Below are 15,014 nucleotides of genomic sequence, written 5' to 3'. Positions count from 1 at the left end.
AAGGAATTCTGGCCAGCATGATCCAGTTGTTTTCACGTCGCGTGCGTCCCCGTCATCTGGAGCCTGACACGCGGAGCTTTCGTGCGCCGCGTCGGGAGGTTCAGTTGGAATTTGAGTGGCGGAAATGACACTTCGCCAGACCTTGGCGAAGGGGGTTAAAAAAAGCATTTCCCGGCAGGCCCGAAATTGTTCATTTTGTGTTCAATTCCAAGCTTTTCCTGCAAATTGGCCAACTTGCACGGGCGGGTGGCATAATTGGCGCATTTGAGGGCGTGAAAATTTGTAATTCCTCGCGAATTACTCTCGACAATGCGAAGCCGCTTTGCTTGCATGACGAGTTCGTACCCCAAATCTCTTTATTTCCATATGACGTTCAAAGCGAAGACCCCATTCTCGAGAGATCTTGCTGCGCTCGCGATGGTCATTTCCGCCGTTGCCGGAGGTGCTGCCTATGGCCAGAGCGGCGTGGCACCATCGCAGACGGGTCTTTTCTTCGACGATCTGCGCAACCGGGCGTTCAGTTTTCGCAATGGCGCGGTGGATGAAAGTGCTCCGACTGCCAGTTCGGGCGTTTACGACTACAGCCGCGGCGAGTACACGGGTGAGGCGGTGATCGAGGAGGAGCGGGCTCTTGGAGAGCGTGCGGGTACGGAAGACATTTCTCGCGCCTTGGGCACTCCCAGTGCGCGCTCTGGATACTTGGGGTATTCCCGTCGTAACGTGGGGGACTACAGCGGGGCCGCCGGTCCATATCCTTCTTCCAGCACTTATTTTGCTCCTGCTTACATCACTGACCCTTTTTTGGCAGGCAAGCGGAACATCAAGCTCGGTCCGGTGAACATCGGCCTCGGTTTCGGGGCCAACGTTGAGTACAACGACAACGTTACCCGGGCGTCCAAGGATGAAATCAGCGACATGATCGCGGGGGCGTACCTGAATGTGGACGCCAATTATCCCATTACGGAGTCCAACCGTCTCTCGCTTGCCTTGGGCATCGGGATTGACCACTACTTTGACCATCCTGAACTCTCGGCCAATGGCAATGAGTTCAACTTGAACGTGCTGCCCGGATCTTCCCTGGCTTTCGACATCCAGGTGGGGGATATTCTTTTCGTGCTCTATGACCGCGTTTCCGTGCGGCCTGCCACAAACGACCAGTTCACACTGGATGACAACGACATCTTTGGGGTGTTCCAGAACGACGTGGGTCTGGCCATGAACTGGGCCATCAACTCAAAGCTGAACCTGTCCATCAACTTCAACCATTCTGACTCTCTCGCTCTTGAAGATGAGGATGAGCGGTATGATCGCACGATTGATTCCATCTCGGGGTCACTTGCCTGGTCGCCTACGGGCACGTTCACGGTCGGTCTTGAAGGCAGCTTTTCCTGGATCAACTACAAAGACAGTTTCCAGAACGATGGCACCACTGCCACCGCCGGGGTGTTCTTCGTCATGCCAATCACCCGCAGCACCATGCTGAAGGCCGCTGGGGGGGTGCAGGTGTTTGAATTTGATGATCCGCCGAGCTTCACCCGCTCCGTCAGTGATGCAGACATCACTTCGACCCAGGCGCAAATCGCCGCTTTGGACGCCAATGCCGCAGCCACTTTGCCCTCCATCACGGATCCTGCTGAAGCCAAGGTCCAGTCCGCAGCCTACACTCAACAACGCCAGCAGCTCTCTGACCTCCTCGCTGCCCAGCAGATCCAGAAACAGGCGGATGATGATTTCGAGAGCGGCCACACCTTCGACGGAAACGACCTGAGCGACTACTACTACAACGTCACGCTCTTCAACCAGCTCAACTCCCGCATCGCCCATCAGCTTTCGTTCGGGCATGAGTCGTCCCTCAACACCACTTCCAACTTCATCACCGCGGACTACATCACCTACGGGATGGGTATCATCGCTTGGCGCGGCAGCCGTATCAGCCTTGCGACCTTCTACGAGAAGGCTGAGGATTCCGGTGGTCGTCTCGCGGAGAGCACCGAACAGTGGGGCATTGATGCCTTCCTCAGCCATCGCTTGACCAACACTGTCACCCTCGGCTTCGGATACCACTACGGCAACACCGATTCCAATCTTGAAGGTCGTGATTATGCGCAGCACGCGTTCACTCTGGACCTGAATTACGCAGTGAACCGCAAGCTTAATCTGGGCTTGGGATACCGCTTCTGGACCACTGATGCTGAGGACCCTGCGCAAAGCTTCGACCAGAATCGGGTGATTATGACGGTGAACTACAACTTCTAATTCTCGAACGCGATCAATCAGTAGTTGTCTCACTGCTGTTCACCACACCCAGTATGATGAAAAAAGCACTCGTGGCCATTGTTGCCGTCTTGTTCGCCTCCGAGTACCTTCCTGCTCAAGATCCGTCCTTCCGGCCTGCGGAGCAGTCCAGCAGCAGCCGTCGCAGAACTACCCCTGCTCAGACGAATTCCACGGAAGCCGCTCCAGCTCCGACCCGGGATGACTCCTCTGTGGCTGCGTCTCGCATCATGTCCATGCAATCGCTGGATGATGTGCGGCCCCTGATGATTGGAGACCGCATCAGCCTCAAGATCGTGGAAGATCCTGAGAAAGTGCTGAGCTTGGACGTGCAGGACTCGGGTGACATCCAGGCCCCCTATATTGGATTGGTGAAGGCGGCGGGTCGTACCTGCAAACAGGTGGCGGTTTCCATGAAGTCCAAGCTTGAGGAGCAGTACTTCCAGAGAGCCACGGTCATTATCGCCTTGGAGAAGGCTGTGCGCAGCAAGTTCGGCCCGAACATGGTGCCGGATGACATGGGCTACGTCACCATCTACGGACAGGTGGGGCGGCAGGGGAAATATGAGCTGGCCCCTGAAGAAGAGCTGACCGTCAGTCAGGCCATTCTCCGCGCAGGAGGCTTCACTCAGTTTGCCAAGACCAAGAAGGTGAAGGTGATCCGCAAGCGCCCAGGCCAGAACAGCATCACCTACGAGATCAATCTACACGATGTGATGACCAAGGGACGCTTGGAAAAAGACATTCTGATCCGTCCCAACGATGTCATCATCGTTGACGAAAAACTCATCAATTTCTAAGTCCCGATTTTGGACTTTCTCTCTACAAAAGAGGTCACCGCAGCTCCCTTCCATATCTGGAACGGGAGCTTTTTCGTAAACGTCATCGGCACAAATCCAGGGGCCGTAGGTACATTGTAAAAAATGCTTCCTAATTGCCCTTGCGGCGGGTAAAATCCCCACTGCCATCCATCAGTCAGATCCAAAGTATGGAATCCTACGACACCCTCCAGAACCCCGCCAGCTCGCTCAACCGGTTTCACGAGACCTCGGCGAAGTTCCAGCGGTATAAGATCCTGCTCCGCCGCCGCTGGTGGTTCTTGCTCCTCACGGCTGCCATCGCAGTTTGTGTGCAAACGCTGCGAATCACGGGTAAACCTCTCGAGTTCCGCACGATCGGTCGCATTCACGCCGGCACCATGGTCAATGCGAATGCCTCGCAGAACTCCAGCACGCTGGTGAACTTCAACCTGGCAGAATTCTATGGCACCCAGATCGAAATCCTGAACGGTCCCGAGCTCCGCAAGCGTGCGTTGCAGATGGTACGCACCAGGCATCCTGAATTGCCGGAGATTGATGTCGATATCCGGGTGGTCCAGACCAAGGGGTCCTCCATTTTGAATGTGATCGCCACAGGCAGAGAGCGGAAGTACGTGAAGGAATTCGCGACGGCCTTGCTTCAGGAGTACATCGCATTCCGCAAGGAGATGATCGAAGACTCCAGCAGCAGGGTGATGAACAGCATCGTCGAGCAAGTGCTGCTGAATGAGAAGAAGGTGAAGGAGGCTCAGGGGGACCTTGAGACCTTCCTTAAGGACAATGACGTGGTGATCTTTGAAGGAGACCGCAATCAGTCCGCCCTCTACCTGGCTCAACTGAAGCAGAGTCTCAACGTGTATGAGACTGAGCTCAAGCTGATGGAGAAGATGGGCCTGGATGATTACCTGAAAAACAAAGATCGCCAGGGCGCCGGCCCAACAGGTGCTCCTGCTGCCGGGACCTCCTCTTCTGGCTCAGGGGAGGGCGCGATGGCCAAGCTGGACATCCCCACGGGCACCGAGCTCTTCACGGGCCTCTCCCGTTCTGAACAGGAATATCTCAAGGCTCTTGCGGACTATAACCTTTTCATGAAGGAGCGTGATCAGCTCTTGAAGACCTTCCGTCCGGAGCATCCGGTCGTCAAAGAGCTCGATACCAAGCTGCAGACACAGAGTTCGTTGATTTCCATTCACAAGGATGCCAGTGTGGAAGAGTGGCAGCGTCGCATCGACGGCATCAAGACCAAGATCGACAACCTGAATGATCAGGTCAAGATTTGGGAAAACCGGGCCCGCGAGGCCAACGCGAAGATTGTCACTCACCAGTCGCACAAAAACCGGGTGGAGCAGACCAAGGCGGACAAAGAAAAGTGGGACCAGGCTCTGACGCGTGTGAACTCCAACAATTTCCTGACCACGGATCTTGTGGCCATCATGGAGCCTCCTGCTGATGCTCAGCCCGTGAAACTTGAACTGGTGGTGCCGCTGTTGGTGGCTCTCGCTATTGGTCTCGCCGCGGGATCCATCATCCTCCTGCTCTTCGACCGTCTGGATGACCGCATGAACTCCTTTAGCGAGTTCCAGGCGCTCTTCCCGAACGAACCGATCGTGGGACAGGTGCCAGAACAGCGCAGCCGTGGAGACGTGACCCTCATTCGTCCTGCTGATGACCGCCATCTGTATGCGGAAGCTTTCCGTAACCTCCGCTCGTCGATCCTCTTCAAGAACTGGAAAGATGGCAAACCTCCCAAGCTGATTCTCGTGACCAGCGCCGTGCCCAACGAGGGCAAGACGACCACGGTATCTAACCTGGCCATCACCATGGCTTTGGGCGGCTCACGTGTGCTGCTGGTGGACGGTGACCTTCGTCGTGGCGGGGTGAATGAGCTCTTCAAGCTTCCGGTGGCTCCCGGCTTCAGCAACGTTCTCACGGCTGGCATCCACTGGCGTGATGCGGTGCTGGAAAGCGGCACAAAGGGCCTGCACGTCCTGCCACGTGGTGAAGTGTTTGACCAGACCTCTGAGTTGTTCCTCTCCCGCCTGACGGAAGAGGTGCTCAAGGAAATGGGCGATGAGTACGACTATGTGATCTTCGACAGCGCTCCGGTGCTCGTTGCAGATGACACGGCCAGCTTTGCTCCGAAGCTCGACACCGTTCTTTTCGTAGTCCGTCTCTCCTCGACCATGGCTCGTCTCAGCGCGAAGGCGATGGACCTGCTTTATGACCGTCAGGTCAATGTGGGGGGCGTCATCCTGAACCGCTCTGCCTCCAATCTCAAGGAATACACTTACTACAACTATGCCAGCTACTACTCGGTAGGAGGCACGAAGGGGCAAGCCAAGGGCAACGCCTAAGATTCCAGGCCTCCCGCGCAAAGTACTTGCAACCGGCCACCCATTTTCGGGTGGCCGGTTTTTTTGTGCCCGGGTCCCTTTTCGAACTCGGCGCATCGCTATTGCTGTTCAAGAGCACTGTGCTAGCTGTCCGCTCCCGCAACTCATGAACCGCATTGACCGACTTACCGGAATGATCCTGCTTTTGCAGAGTCATCGCGTGATCACCGCTGAGCGGGTGGCTGACCACTTTGAGATCAGCGTGCGGACTGTCTATCGCGACCTTGCGGCTCTGGGGGAGGCGGGAGTGCCGATAGTCGCGGAGGCCGGGGTTGGGTACAGCCTCATGCGGGGTTACCACATGCCTCCTGTCATGTTCACCGAAGATGAAGCTGCTGCGCTCTTCGTGAGTGGTGAGGTGACGGAGCAGGTGGCGGACGACTCCCTCCGAATGGCCCTGCGTTCGGCCCTGTTGAAGGTAAGGTCAGTCCTGCCCAGGGAACGGCACGATTTCCTGAATCGCTTGCAACCTGCTGTGGGCGTCTGGCTAAGTCTGCATGATGGGGAGGATGAGACGGGGCGTCCCGACTGCCTCATGCCTCTACAGCAGGCGGTGGTGCGAAAGCGATGCGCTGTGTTGCACTACAATGCCGGTGCTCGTGGAGAGGTAACCACCCGTCAGGTTGAGCCACTGGGGCTCATGTACTATGCCCGGCATTGGCACCTCATCGCCTACTGCCGCATGCGCCAGGACTTCCGAGATTTCCGGCTCGACCGGATTTCCCGGTGGGAGGTCACGACGGATTCTTTTGAAGGTCACGAAGGTTTTTCTGTGAAGGAGTTCCTTGCAGAGGCCATCACTCGACACGAGCTCACGCCAGTCCGTGCCCGCTTTTCTGCTCGGGCGATGGAGCGGGTCAAGCGGGAGATGCGCTGCGCAAGCATGGTGCCCAGCCGGGTGCGGGAAGGCTGGACAGAGGTGGAGATCCTGGTGCCGTGTCTTGACTGGCTTTCAGGCTGGCTGATAGGCTTCGGGACTGAAGCGGAGGCCCTTGACCCACCAGATCTTCGTGGGCGACTGCATCGCGTGGCCTCTGATCTGGTGACCCTCTATGCGCCATAGGACTGTGGATGCCGCTTTTATAAAAGACTCCTGACATAGGGTTGTCATGAGGGTGTGGTTTTGTTGAAGCGTTATCCGGCAATTCCGGTGAACGAAGTAAACAATCCAAACCACCCAAAGCACATCATGAAAGACAATGTCCTGAACTGGTTCGAACTGGCTGTTGACGACCTTCCGCGCGCCAAGGCATTTTACGAAGCGATCCTCAATGAGAAGCTTGAGGAAGTTGCCGGCTCTTCGCTGCCCATGGCCATTTTTCCCTATGACCCGATGAAGGGCGTGGGTGGTTCCCTCACGAAGATGAAGGAGATGAAGCCCGGCGAGGGCGGCACCATCATTTATCTGAATGTGGAGGGCGACCTTGATGGGGTGCTTTCCCGCATTCCGGCTGCTGGTGGGACGGTGCTCAAGGGGCGTACGGACATCCCGCCGCACGGTTTCATCGGCATCTTCCAGGATTCTGAAGGAAACGTCGTCGGCCTGCACAGCATGGCCTGAGCCTTCGGGGTGATGAGAACAATTTAAAACCCTCCCCAAAAACAGGGAAGGCAGCGCGGATGCCGCGCTGCCTTCTTTTATAAGTGATGACGGAATGGCGTGAGCCAGCCCAGGTCTTAGTTTGCGCGGCCGAGGTAGGATCCGTCTTCGGTCTTGACGCTGATCTTGTCGCCAGAGTTGATGAAGAGGGGCACCTGCACGGTGAGACCGGTTTCCATGACTGCGGCCTTGTACACGTTGTTGGCGGAGTCGCCCTTCACACCTTCGGGGGCCTCGGCCACATTCATCACCAGCGAGGGCGGCAGTTCGATGCCCGCGACCACGTCGTCTGTGAAGATGATGAGGTATTTTTGACCTTCCATGAGGTACTCCTTCACGTCCTTCACCAGATCTTCGCTCAGGGTGACATCTTCGAAGGACTCGGGGTGCAGGAAGTGGTAGCCGTCGCCGTCCTTGTAGCTGTACTCGTGCGCATCCTTGTTGAGCACCACAGAGTCCAGGGACTCGTTGGAGGTCATGCGCAGGTTGTGAACTTTGCCGGAAGTGATGCTGCGGATCGACATCTGCACGTATGACGCCATGCGGGGCGGCGTCTTGAGTTCGGTGCCGGTGACGAGGCACACGTCGTTGTTGTAACGAACAGCGTGTCCTTTGCGGAGGTTGATGACGGGTGTCGAAGCCATGGGAGCGGGCTACTTAGAGATGATTTGTCAAATTGCAAGGACGGAGAATCGCTGTCCGTACCGCTTGGGTGGAGAGTTCTGCCGCGGGTATAGCCCTCACGTGGATCCCGATGATGTCAGGCAATCACATCTGCCTTCAATGCGCGTTTGACCCTTTCCAGAGCCATGGTCAGCTCTACTTCTTTCATTTGCAACTGTTTACGTAGAAGTTCAGCCCGTTCGCCAGTGGCTGATTCCAAATGATGGCGCAGCCCGGCGACCTCCAGCATGGCGGTCACTTCGGGCGGCACTACCGAAGCGCTCTTTAACAACCCAAATCCAGACCGCAAAGACGAAGGGGCGGAAAAATAGCCATCCATGTCGAGCGGTTGGCCCTTGCCAGAGAGATTATCGAATTCTCCAGCGTCGATGGCCTCCTTGATGCGAGCTTCCGCGAGTTGGGCGAAGGGCGAGGACATGCCTTTCAGATTCTCTATAAAAGGGGCCTTTGCAAGGGCGGAGCCGGCGTGGACGTACCAGCCATCCCTCATGACATCAGTGATGTTTTTTCAAATACCATGAAGCTCTCCTCACCTTCCACACTGGCTGCCCTCTGCGCTCTGCCTCTCCTGACGACGAGCCTGCAAGCCGCAGATCCCGTTGGCCCAGCCTTTTATGGCGATGCGCCAGATGCGAATCATCCTTGGGCCATCCATGATCGGAACCGGCCCCAGCCTCCTCGTGTGGAGCCGGGTACCTTCGGCTCCCAGGATCAACCCGGGAAACCACCGTCAGACGCCCGTATTCTCTTTGGCGGTACGGAGGCGGAGATTTCCAAGTGGCAGGCTGACAAAAGCCCTGCTGAACCGACCAAATGGGTCGTGAAGGACGGAGCGCTCCAGTGTGTGCCGGGATCCGGATACATCCGCTCCGTGGAGGAGTTCAGTGACTGCCAGCTCCACATCGAGTGGTCGGCACCAAAAGAAGTAAAAGGGGATAGCCAGGGCCGCGGTAACAGTGGTGTTTTCCTGATGGGCGCTGTGGAAGTTCAAGTGCTGGACAACTACAACAACCCTACCTATGCGGATGGGTTCGCCGGCTCTGTCTATGGCGTCAATCCGCCCATGGCCAATCCCCTTTTCGCGCCGGGCGAATGGCAGACCTATGACATCATCTTCCGCCGCCCCATCTTCAAAGACGGCAAGGAACTCGACCCGGGGTCACTGACCGTCTTCATTAATGGCGTGCTGGTGCAGGATCATACTCCGCTTGAGGGCGGGGGTGGGCACAAAGGGCGGTCCAAGCCCCGTCCTTTCCCGGAGAAAGGGCCACTCAAGCTCCAGGATCACGGCAACCCAGTGCGCTATCGCAACATTTGGTATCGGCCGCTGCCTGCCCGTTCGATTGAGGGAGGCACGGATGGCAGGCAGACTGAGGCTGCAACCACGGCCAAGCGCAAGGAGATCGCCAAAGGCATTCGGGAGAATGCGGCCAAGGCAGAAGGTCAGGCCAAGACCCTCTTGCTCATGGAGTCCCTTGCCTATGAGAATGAGTCAGCCACTGCCGCTTTGGTTAAGGCCGGGGCAGATGAGTACGTGGCCTCTCTGAAAGCTCTCACGGCGGACAAGCTTGAGGGCAAGAAAGGGGAGGTGCTAGGCTTCCAGGCCGCTCTACAGTATCTTGCCAAAGCAAACGCCCTCCCGGCTGACTTTGCCGCCAAGGGTGAGGTGGACGCTCTGGTGAAATCCAAGGAGTGGGACAAGAAGAAATAAGGGGCAGTAGCTGACCGCCTCACACGGTGGTTGCACTATTCTTTCGATTTAAGCAAAATGGCGGTGCATGAAATTGCATCGCCATTTTTTTGTGCTTGGCGCCCTGATTGCAGCGGCGGTGGGATTGAGGGCTGAGGCCGTCAAAGATCGTGAAGGCGCGGTGCGAAAAGACCGTGCCACCTGGGAGAACGATGGCCGCTGGATCTACAACGACCTGGATCGCGGGTTCGCGGAGGCAAAACGCACGGGCAAGCCTCTGCTGGTGGTCCTCAGGTGCATCCCCTGTCTCGCCTGTGCGGGTCTGGACGCCCGCGTTCTGATGGATGAGCAGGAATTGCAGCCTTTGCTGGACCAGTTTGTCTGTGTGCGGCTGATCAATGCAAACGCCTTGGATCTTCAGGTGTTCCAGTTCGATTACGATCTCTCTTTCTCCACGCTGATCTTCAATGGTGACGGCACGCTCTATGGTCGCTACGGATCGTGGACACATCAGAAGGATGCTGCGGACAGCTCCGTTTCCGGCTACTTGCGGATGTTGGAGGGGGCACTGAAGCTGCACTCTGGGTATCCGGCCAACAAGGCCAGTCTGCTGGGGAAACAGGGCAAGCCGCTGCCCTTCAAATCTCCGCTGGAGATTCCTTTGCTCGCCGGCCGGTATGAGCGCGATCTCAACTGGCAGGGGAAAGTGGTGCAGAGTTGTGTGCATTGCCATCAGATTGGAGATGCCTTCCGGGCCTGGCATCGGGACCAGAAAAAGCCCCTGCCAGAAGAGTGGATCTACCCCATGCCTGCGGCAGAGACGGTGGGCTTTCTCCTCGCGCCGGATCAGGCTGCAAGAGTGCAGACGGTTGTTCCGGGGACGTCCGCCGCTGAAGCTGGTCTACAGGCCGGAGACGATTTGGTGAAATTTGCCGGGCAGCCGATCCTGTCGATCGCCGATGTAAGCTGGGTGCTGCACGGGGCGGGTGACGCGGTGGAGTTGCCCATGGAGATTCGTCGCAACGGGCAGGAGCTGGCACTACAGTTCAAGCTTTTCCCTGGTTGGCGGGCCCAGGCCAACATCTCTGGTCGTGTGGGTGCGTGGCCCATGCGGGGCATGGTATTGGGAGGGATGGCGCTGGACACGCTGCCGGCGGAGGAGCGTTTGAAGTTGGGGCTCGCACCCGGAGGCATGGCTCTGCGGGTCAAGGGGCTGGGTGCCCACGGAAAACATGCCGCGGCGAAGAACGCCGGTTTCCAGAAGGGGGACATCATTCTGGAAGTGGACGGGAAGGCTTCTTTTACGACGGAGAGCCTTTTGCTGGGGTATTTGCTGCAGAACCGTTTTCCGGGGGACAGGGTTCAGGTAAAACTTTCCCGCAACGGCAGCCGCACGGAGATTGCCCTGCCGATGCAGTAGTGAGTGTCTCTGGCAAATTGTGGACAGGGGGCAAATCTGACCGGTTGTTTGGCCCCGCCTCCTCCCGGCATTTGCTCCTGCCGGGATCATGTGGCACGTCTTCTCAAGTGAACAAAGAAGCCGTCATTCAAGAAATCATTGCCGCGCTCACCGCGCAGGTGGAGGCCTACCATCGTGCCGCACGGGATGCCTATGCTGCGGCGACGGATCCAGGCAGCCGGGCCGAGAACAAGTACGACACCCGCAGTCTGGAAGCCTCCTACCTTGCGCGGGGCCAGGCCATGCGGGTGGCCGAGACCGAGGAGGCGCTGGTGGCCTATCGGGCCCTGAGGTGTCGGCCATTGGAAGCGGGCGAACCTGCCGCCCTCGGGGCGCTTGTCCAACTCACGGGTCCAGAGGGCGTCTCTTGCTATTTCCTAGGGCCCACGGCGGGCGGAACAGAAGTGCAGCATGAAGGCAGGGAGATCCTCGTGATCACTCCATCTTCCCCGCTGGGCCAGCTTCTTGTAGGGGCAAAGGTGGGCTCGCAGGTCGTTCTTCCTGGCGGAAGGTCCGGCCAGAGGAGTCAGGTGGTGGCGGTGCTTTAGACCTCTGGCTGCTCCTCCACCCGGGGCACATACTCGACAAAGGTGAACGGCCACGCGTGTCGGTCATCGACTGCATGATCGAGGCGACGCTCTTCCCTCCAGGCATCGGCGGATATTGGAGGGAAATACACCGGTTGGTCGCCCGGCTCGAAGATGTGTTTGATATGGGTGATCACGAGCCGCGTGGCGTGCGGCAAGGCGGTGGCAAAAACCTGCCCACCACCGATGCACACCAGTTCCTCCTGGCCTTCGGCTTCCGCGAGAGCCAGAGCCTGGGGTACGGAGGCCACGCCTCGACCAGGGTTGGGCTCATAGCCACAGGTGGACGTCAGTACCAGCGGGTGTTGGTCCGGCTTGAACCAGCCTGTCATGTCCTCGTAGGTGTGCCGCCCCAGCAGAAGCCACTTTCCTGCGCAGTAGGCCCGGAAGTGAGCGACATCATCCGGCAGCTTCCAAGGGATGCCCTGTGCGGTGGCCAGCAGAAGGTTCTCGTCAACGGCGGCAATCAGCGTGAGTTCTGGTTTCACGCCGGTCAAGCAAGCGAAAACACCGCCGGGTGCCCTTCATCCATGACGTGGACGAACTTGTCCCGCCCAAGCTGCTTGGCAGAGGCCAGCAGACGGATCGAAGGTTCCGCGATGGGTTCTCCTCCAAGTGGGAAAGTCCCGTAGTGCATGGGGATGAGGTGCTGGGCTCCCATCATCTCCATGGCTGCCATGGCTTCTTCGGGGTTCATGTGCACAGGCCTTCCGCTGGGGGCCTGGTAGGCTCCAATCGGCATGAGTGCCACGTCGATCTCGGCCCGTTTCCCGATTTCCTTAAACCCATCGAACATCGAGCTGTCGCCGCAGTGGAAGATGGTCTGCCCGCTGCCCTCTATGAGATAGCCTCCAAATTTCCGGTAGGTGTCGTGGATGTAGCGGGCTCCCCAGTGTTTGGTGGGGGTGAAGGTCACCTTGAGATCGCCGAAGTCGTAGGAACTCCAGTAGTCCAGTTCGATGACCTTGCTGAAGGCGCAGTTCTTTACCACGCTGCCCACTCCTTCCGGCACCACCACCGGCTGACCCGCAGCGATGGACCGCAGGCTGGGAATGTGGAGGTGGTCAAAATGGGCGTGGGTGATCAGGACCAGATCGATGTATGGCAATGCCGGTGCCAGCAGGGTAGGGTGACGCACCCTCTTCACCGGGCCGTGCCAGAGGGCCCAGTTCGGATCCACGAGGATGTTTTTGCCGCCCATCTGCAGGAGGAATCCCGCATGCCCCAGCCAGGTCACCCCGGTTTCATTCTTCTCCAGGTGTGTCACCAGCGAGGAACTGGCACTGGGTTGTCTTGGGGAAAGGAGAGTTGGAATGAGGATGTCGCTCAGGAATTGCAAGTTGCGTTGTTGCCAGCCTTTGCTGGGAAGCAATCCTACCGTATTTCCATTCCCGTTTGCATTGGAACCTGTGTCCCGGTCGTTCTCGCCCTTGCCAAACCGAAACCGTGGAAGCCAACGCTCGCGGGAGGACGGGTTAACGGTTCTGAATCGGAGGTCGTGGAGCATTGGCAGGGGATTGGACGCCCAAAGACGTCCCTCGTTTGAAAAGTTTAGATTTCTGAGGAAAGATGACAAGACAACACTGAGCTCCGGGAACGCATTTTCTGTGCCGTGAAAGAAGAAACGATCCAGCAAACCAAGGGCGAACTCCGCCGTCGCATGAAGGATACGCTTCGCGCCACCGGCGAGGAAGAGCGGAAGCGGTGGTCCGACGCAGTCTATCAACACCTTATCACCCATGAATCGTGGGTGGATTCAGGTGGGGTGGTGGCGATTTTTGGCGGGATGAAGTACGAGCCCGAGATTTTGCGGCTTCTGCCCTGGTTGGTTGAGCGGGGCTACATGGTGGCCCTTTTTGGGATTCAAGGGCAGACCATGGCCCCCTACCGCGTGCATGGGGTGGAGGACGTGGTCGTGGGACCCTTGGGTGTGCTGGAGCCCCGGCAGACTCCAGAGAGCGAGGTGCGAGTGGAGGAACTGGGGACTGTTCTGGTGCCTGGCCTGGCCTTCGGAGCGGACTTGGGAAGTCGCCTTGGGCGTGGGAAAGGGCACTACGACCGGATCTTGGGGCATCCTGGTTTCCGTGGAAGTCCCGTAGGCGTGGCTTTTCAGATCCAATACCTGGATTCAGTGCCCTGCGAGCAGCATGATATCCTGCTGCCCCAGATCGTCACAGAGGCGGGTTGGCATGTGCCTGGAGGACGCAGGTCCGTCTGATCCCTGGTTCAGGGGGGTGTCATTTCAAATTCGGGCACTCTCACATACACGGGCTGCCCGTGATCGGTCTGGCCAAAGAAGGTGCCGGAGGCGGTGCTGGGCTCCCGCACGACGTGAAAGCTGTTGTAGCTGAAGGACTGACCCGGGGCCAGGTGGGGTTTGTGTCCCACCACGCCTTCCCCTTCCACGACCAGTACTCCGCCGTGCAAGTCCGTCACGATCCACTTGCGGCCTACGATGGTGAGGGATTCGTCGGAATCGTTGTGAATCGAAAGATGATAGGCAAAAGGGTGGGGGCGGTCCACTGGGGCGGTCAGCTCAGGCTGATACAGCACCTGATCCACCGTCACTGTCAGCCCCGGCAATTCCACAAACGTCATCGACATCGTCGAAGATGTCACACACTTGGCTGGGAAGCAAAGGAACGAGTTAAAGTTGGCAACCGTGGCAACCAAGACATGTTGAGCGTTTCACCCTATGGCTTTCTCTCTTCCTGTGGTTCTCTCTATCGCCGGCTCTGACTGCTCGGGCGGTGCTGGCATTCAAGCCGATTTGAAGACCTTCACCGCGCTGGGGTGTTACGGCATGACCGCCATCACGAGTGTGGTTGCGGAGACTCCAGCGGTGGTGGATTCCATCCAACTCCTGGAGCCGGACATCATTGGGGCACAGATCCGGGTTCTCGCAAAAGGAATGCCCCTGGCGGCTGCCAAGACGGGTATGCTAGGGGGGCGCAAACAGATTGAGGCGGTGGTGGAAGCCTGGCAGCCGATGGCTCAAGCAGAGGTGCCCTTGGTGGTGGATCCGGTGATGGTGGCTACCAGTGGCGGGCGACTGCTGGAGCGGGATGCGGAGGAAACGCTCATTGGCCATCTGCTGCCGCTGGCCAGGGTCATCACGCCCAACTTGGACGAAGCTGCGGTGTTGCTGGGAGCTGCCATCACTTCGAGGGGGGAAATGCTCTCCGCCGCGCAGACCCTTGCGAAGATACATGGGGTCGCCGTTCTCATGAAAGGCGGTCATCTGGCCGGGGATGCCGCGCCGGATCTACTGGTGGATGGCACGCTCGTGCGTTGGTATGAGGGAGAGCGAATCTCTGGAGTGCATACTCATGGCACTGGTTGCACCTACTCGGCAGCCATCGCTGCTGGGTTGGGGAGTGGACTTGGGCTGGAAGAGGCAGTCGCCCTGGGCAAAAAGTTCGTGACTGCCGCCATCCGCCAACACTTCCGCTGGCAGCATGACGGTGCCGAAATTGACGCCCTGAATCATGCGCAGTGCGGGTGATTCA

The 15,014-nt window shown here is 58.1% G+C and carries 15 protein-coding genes; 10 read left to right on the top strand and 5 right to left on the bottom strand.

Translation table 11 applies throughout. From position 1 onward, the window contains the following. The first annotated feature begins 366 nt into the window (after window positions 1–366). From VSP_RS23935 to VSP_RS23915, 5 genes are all read left to right on the top strand, one after another. Entirely contained in the window at window positions 367–2,256 is a 1,890-nt protein-coding gene (locus VSP_RS23935) for an outer membrane beta-barrel protein (protein ID WP_009963880.1), read from the top strand. Window positions 2,257–2,309: 53 nt separating this feature from the next. After that, window positions 2,310–3,074 carry a polysaccharide biosynthesis/export family protein gene (locus VSP_RS23930; RefSeq protein WP_009963879.1) on the top strand — a complete coding sequence of 255 codons (765 nt, stop codon included), beginning with the start codon at window positions 2,310–2,312 and terminating at the stop codon, window positions 3,072–3,074. 188 nt (window positions 3,075–3,262) lie between these two features. After that, window positions 3,263–5,446 (top strand): polysaccharide biosynthesis tyrosine autokinase, encoded by a 2,184-nt coding sequence (locus VSP_RS23925; RefSeq protein WP_009963877.1) that lies wholly within the window; start codon window positions 3,263–3,265, stop codon window positions 5,444–5,446. Between the two features lie 145 nt (window positions 5,447–5,591). Next, entirely contained in the window at window positions 5,592–6,548 is a 957-nt protein-coding gene (locus VSP_RS23920; RefSeq protein ID WP_029190710.1) for a helix-turn-helix transcriptional regulator, read from the top strand. A 126-nt stretch (window positions 6,549–6,674) separates the two neighbouring features. After that, the gene (locus VSP_RS23915; protein ID WP_009963874.1) at window positions 6,675–7,046 is read left to right on the top strand and encodes a VOC family protein; all 372 of its coding nucleotides are present in this window, start codon (window positions 6,675–6,677) and stop codon (window positions 7,044–7,046) included. A gap of 116 nt (window positions 7,047–7,162) precedes the next feature. On the opposite strand, the gene VSP_RS23910 is transcribed toward VSP_RS23915, so the two are convergent. Then, window positions 7,163–7,729: an elongation factor P gene (locus VSP_RS23910; protein WP_009963873.1), complete on the bottom strand. Its 567-nt coding sequence runs from the start codon at window positions 7,727–7,729 to the stop codon at window positions 7,163–7,165. Between the two features lie 116 nt (window positions 7,730–7,845). After that, window positions 7,846–8,187, bottom strand: coding sequence for a DnaJ family domain-containing protein (locus VSP_RS23905; RefSeq protein ID WP_044134866.1), 342 nt, complete (start codon window positions 8,185–8,187; stop codon window positions 7,846–7,848). Between the two features lie 99 nt (window positions 8,188–8,286). Here VSP_RS23905 and VSP_RS23900 point away from each other — a divergent pair, with 99 nt between their 5' ends. From VSP_RS23900 to VSP_RS23890, 3 genes are all read left to right on the top strand, one after another. Next, a complete protein-coding gene (locus VSP_RS23900; RefSeq protein WP_009963871.1) occupies window positions 8,287–9,480 on the top strand; it encodes a 3-keto-disaccharide hydrolase in 1,194 nt (397 codons plus the stop codon). Between the two features lie 67 nt (window positions 9,481–9,547). Beyond that, entirely contained in the window at window positions 9,548–10,879 is a 1,332-nt protein-coding gene (locus VSP_RS23895) for a Trx7/PDZ domain-containing (seleno)protein (RefSeq protein WP_009963870.1), read from the top strand. Window positions 10,880–10,986: 107 nt separating this feature from the next. Continuing rightward, complete coding sequence (locus tag VSP_RS23890) at window positions 10,987–11,466, top strand: transcription elongation factor (protein ID WP_009963869.1); 480 nt, start codon at window positions 10,987–10,989, stop codon at window positions 11,464–11,466. Here VSP_RS23890 and VSP_RS23885 read toward each other — a convergent pair. Together VSP_RS23885 and VSP_RS23880 are read right to left on the bottom strand one after the other, a co-directional pair. Then, window positions 11,463–11,993 (bottom strand): dihydrofolate reductase, encoded by a 531-nt coding sequence (locus VSP_RS23885; RefSeq protein ID WP_044134862.1) that lies wholly within the window; start codon window positions 11,991–11,993, stop codon window positions 11,463–11,465. The genes VSP_RS23890 and VSP_RS23885 overlap by 4 nt on opposite strands. A 5-nt stretch (window positions 11,994–11,998) precedes the next feature. Next, complete coding sequence (locus VSP_RS23880; RefSeq protein ID WP_009963865.1) at window positions 11,999–13,012, bottom strand: MBL fold metallo-hydrolase; 1,014 nt, start codon at window positions 13,010–13,012, stop codon at window positions 11,999–12,001. Between the two features lie 105 nt (window positions 13,013–13,117). Here VSP_RS23880 and VSP_RS39955 point away from each other — a divergent pair, with 105 nt between their 5' ends. Next, window positions 13,118–13,723, top strand: a complete 606-nt coding sequence (locus tag VSP_RS39955) for a 5-formyltetrahydrofolate cyclo-ligase (protein ID WP_009963863.1) — start codon at window positions 13,118–13,120, stop codon at window positions 13,721–13,723. 8 nt (window positions 13,724–13,731) lie between these two features. Here VSP_RS39955 and VSP_RS23870 read toward each other — a convergent pair whose 3' ends face one another. Beyond that, the gene (locus VSP_RS23870) at window positions 13,732–14,109 is read right to left on the bottom strand and encodes an ApaG domain-containing protein (RefSeq protein WP_198141225.1); all 378 of its coding nucleotides are present in this window, start codon (window positions 14,107–14,109) and stop codon (window positions 13,732–13,734) included. 91 nt (window positions 14,110–14,200) lie between these two features. Here VSP_RS23870 and thiD point away from each other — a divergent pair, with 91 nt between their 5' ends. Beyond that, window positions 14,201–15,010, top strand: coding sequence for a bifunctional hydroxymethylpyrimidine kinase/phosphomethylpyrimidine kinase (gene thiD / locus VSP_RS37175; protein WP_009963861.1), 810 nt, complete (start codon window positions 14,201–14,203; stop codon window positions 15,008–15,010). The last annotated feature ends 4 nt before the right edge of the window (window positions 15,011–15,014 follow it).

Source organism: Verrucomicrobium spinosum DSM 4136 = JCM 18804 (assembly GCF_000172155.1).
GTDB lineage: Bacteria > Verrucomicrobiota > Verrucomicrobiia > Verrucomicrobiales > Verrucomicrobiaceae > Verrucomicrobium > Verrucomicrobium spinosum.
Note: the sequence above shows the minus strand (reverse complement) of the source record. Positions and strands in the feature narration are given on the sequence as shown.

Excerpts from the sequence above, each read along its gene's own strand:
- VSP_RS23895 (WP_009963870.1), top strand. The coding sequence starts at position 9,548 with ATGAAATTGCATCGCCATTTTTTTGTGCTTGGCGCCCTGATTGCAGCG.
- thiD (WP_009963861.1), top strand. The coding sequence starts at position 14,201 with ATGGCTTTCTCTCTTCCTGTGGTTCTCTCTATCGCCGGCTCTGACTGC.
- VSP_RS23925 (WP_009963877.1), top strand. The coding sequence starts at position 3,263 with ATGGAATCCTACGACACCCTCCAGAACCCCGCCAGCTCGCTCAACCGG.
- VSP_RS23870 (WP_198141225.1), bottom strand. The coding sequence starts at position 14,109 with ATGTCGATGACGTTTGTGGAATTGCCGGGGCTGACAGTGACGGTGGAT.
- VSP_RS23920 (WP_029190710.1), top strand. The coding sequence starts at position 5,592 with ATGAACCGCATTGACCGACTTACCGGAATGATCCTGCTTTTGCAGAGT.
- VSP_RS23900 (WP_009963871.1), top strand. The coding sequence starts at position 8,287 with ATGAAGCTCTCCTCACCTTCCACACTGGCTGCCCTCTGCGCTCTGCCT.
- VSP_RS23905 (WP_044134866.1), bottom strand. The coding sequence starts at position 8,187 with ATGTCCTCGCCCTTCGCCCAACTCGCGGAAGCTCGCATCAAGGAGGCC.
- VSP_RS23935 (WP_009963880.1), top strand. The coding sequence starts at position 367 with ATGACGTTCAAAGCGAAGACCCCATTCTCGAGAGATCTTGCTGCGCTC.
- VSP_RS23910 (WP_009963873.1), bottom strand. The coding sequence starts at position 7,729 with ATGGCTTCGACACCCGTCATCAACCTCCGCAAAGGACACGCTGTTCGT.
- VSP_RS23930 (WP_009963879.1), top strand. The coding sequence starts at position 2,310 with ATGATGAAAAAAGCACTCGTGGCCATTGTTGCCGTCTTGTTCGCCTCC.
- VSP_RS23880 (WP_009963865.1), bottom strand. The coding sequence starts at position 13,012 with ATGCTCCACGACCTCCGATTCAGAACCGTTAACCCGTCCTCCCGCGAG.
- VSP_RS23915 (WP_009963874.1), top strand. The coding sequence starts at position 6,675 with ATGAAAGACAATGTCCTGAACTGGTTCGAACTGGCTGTTGACGACCTT.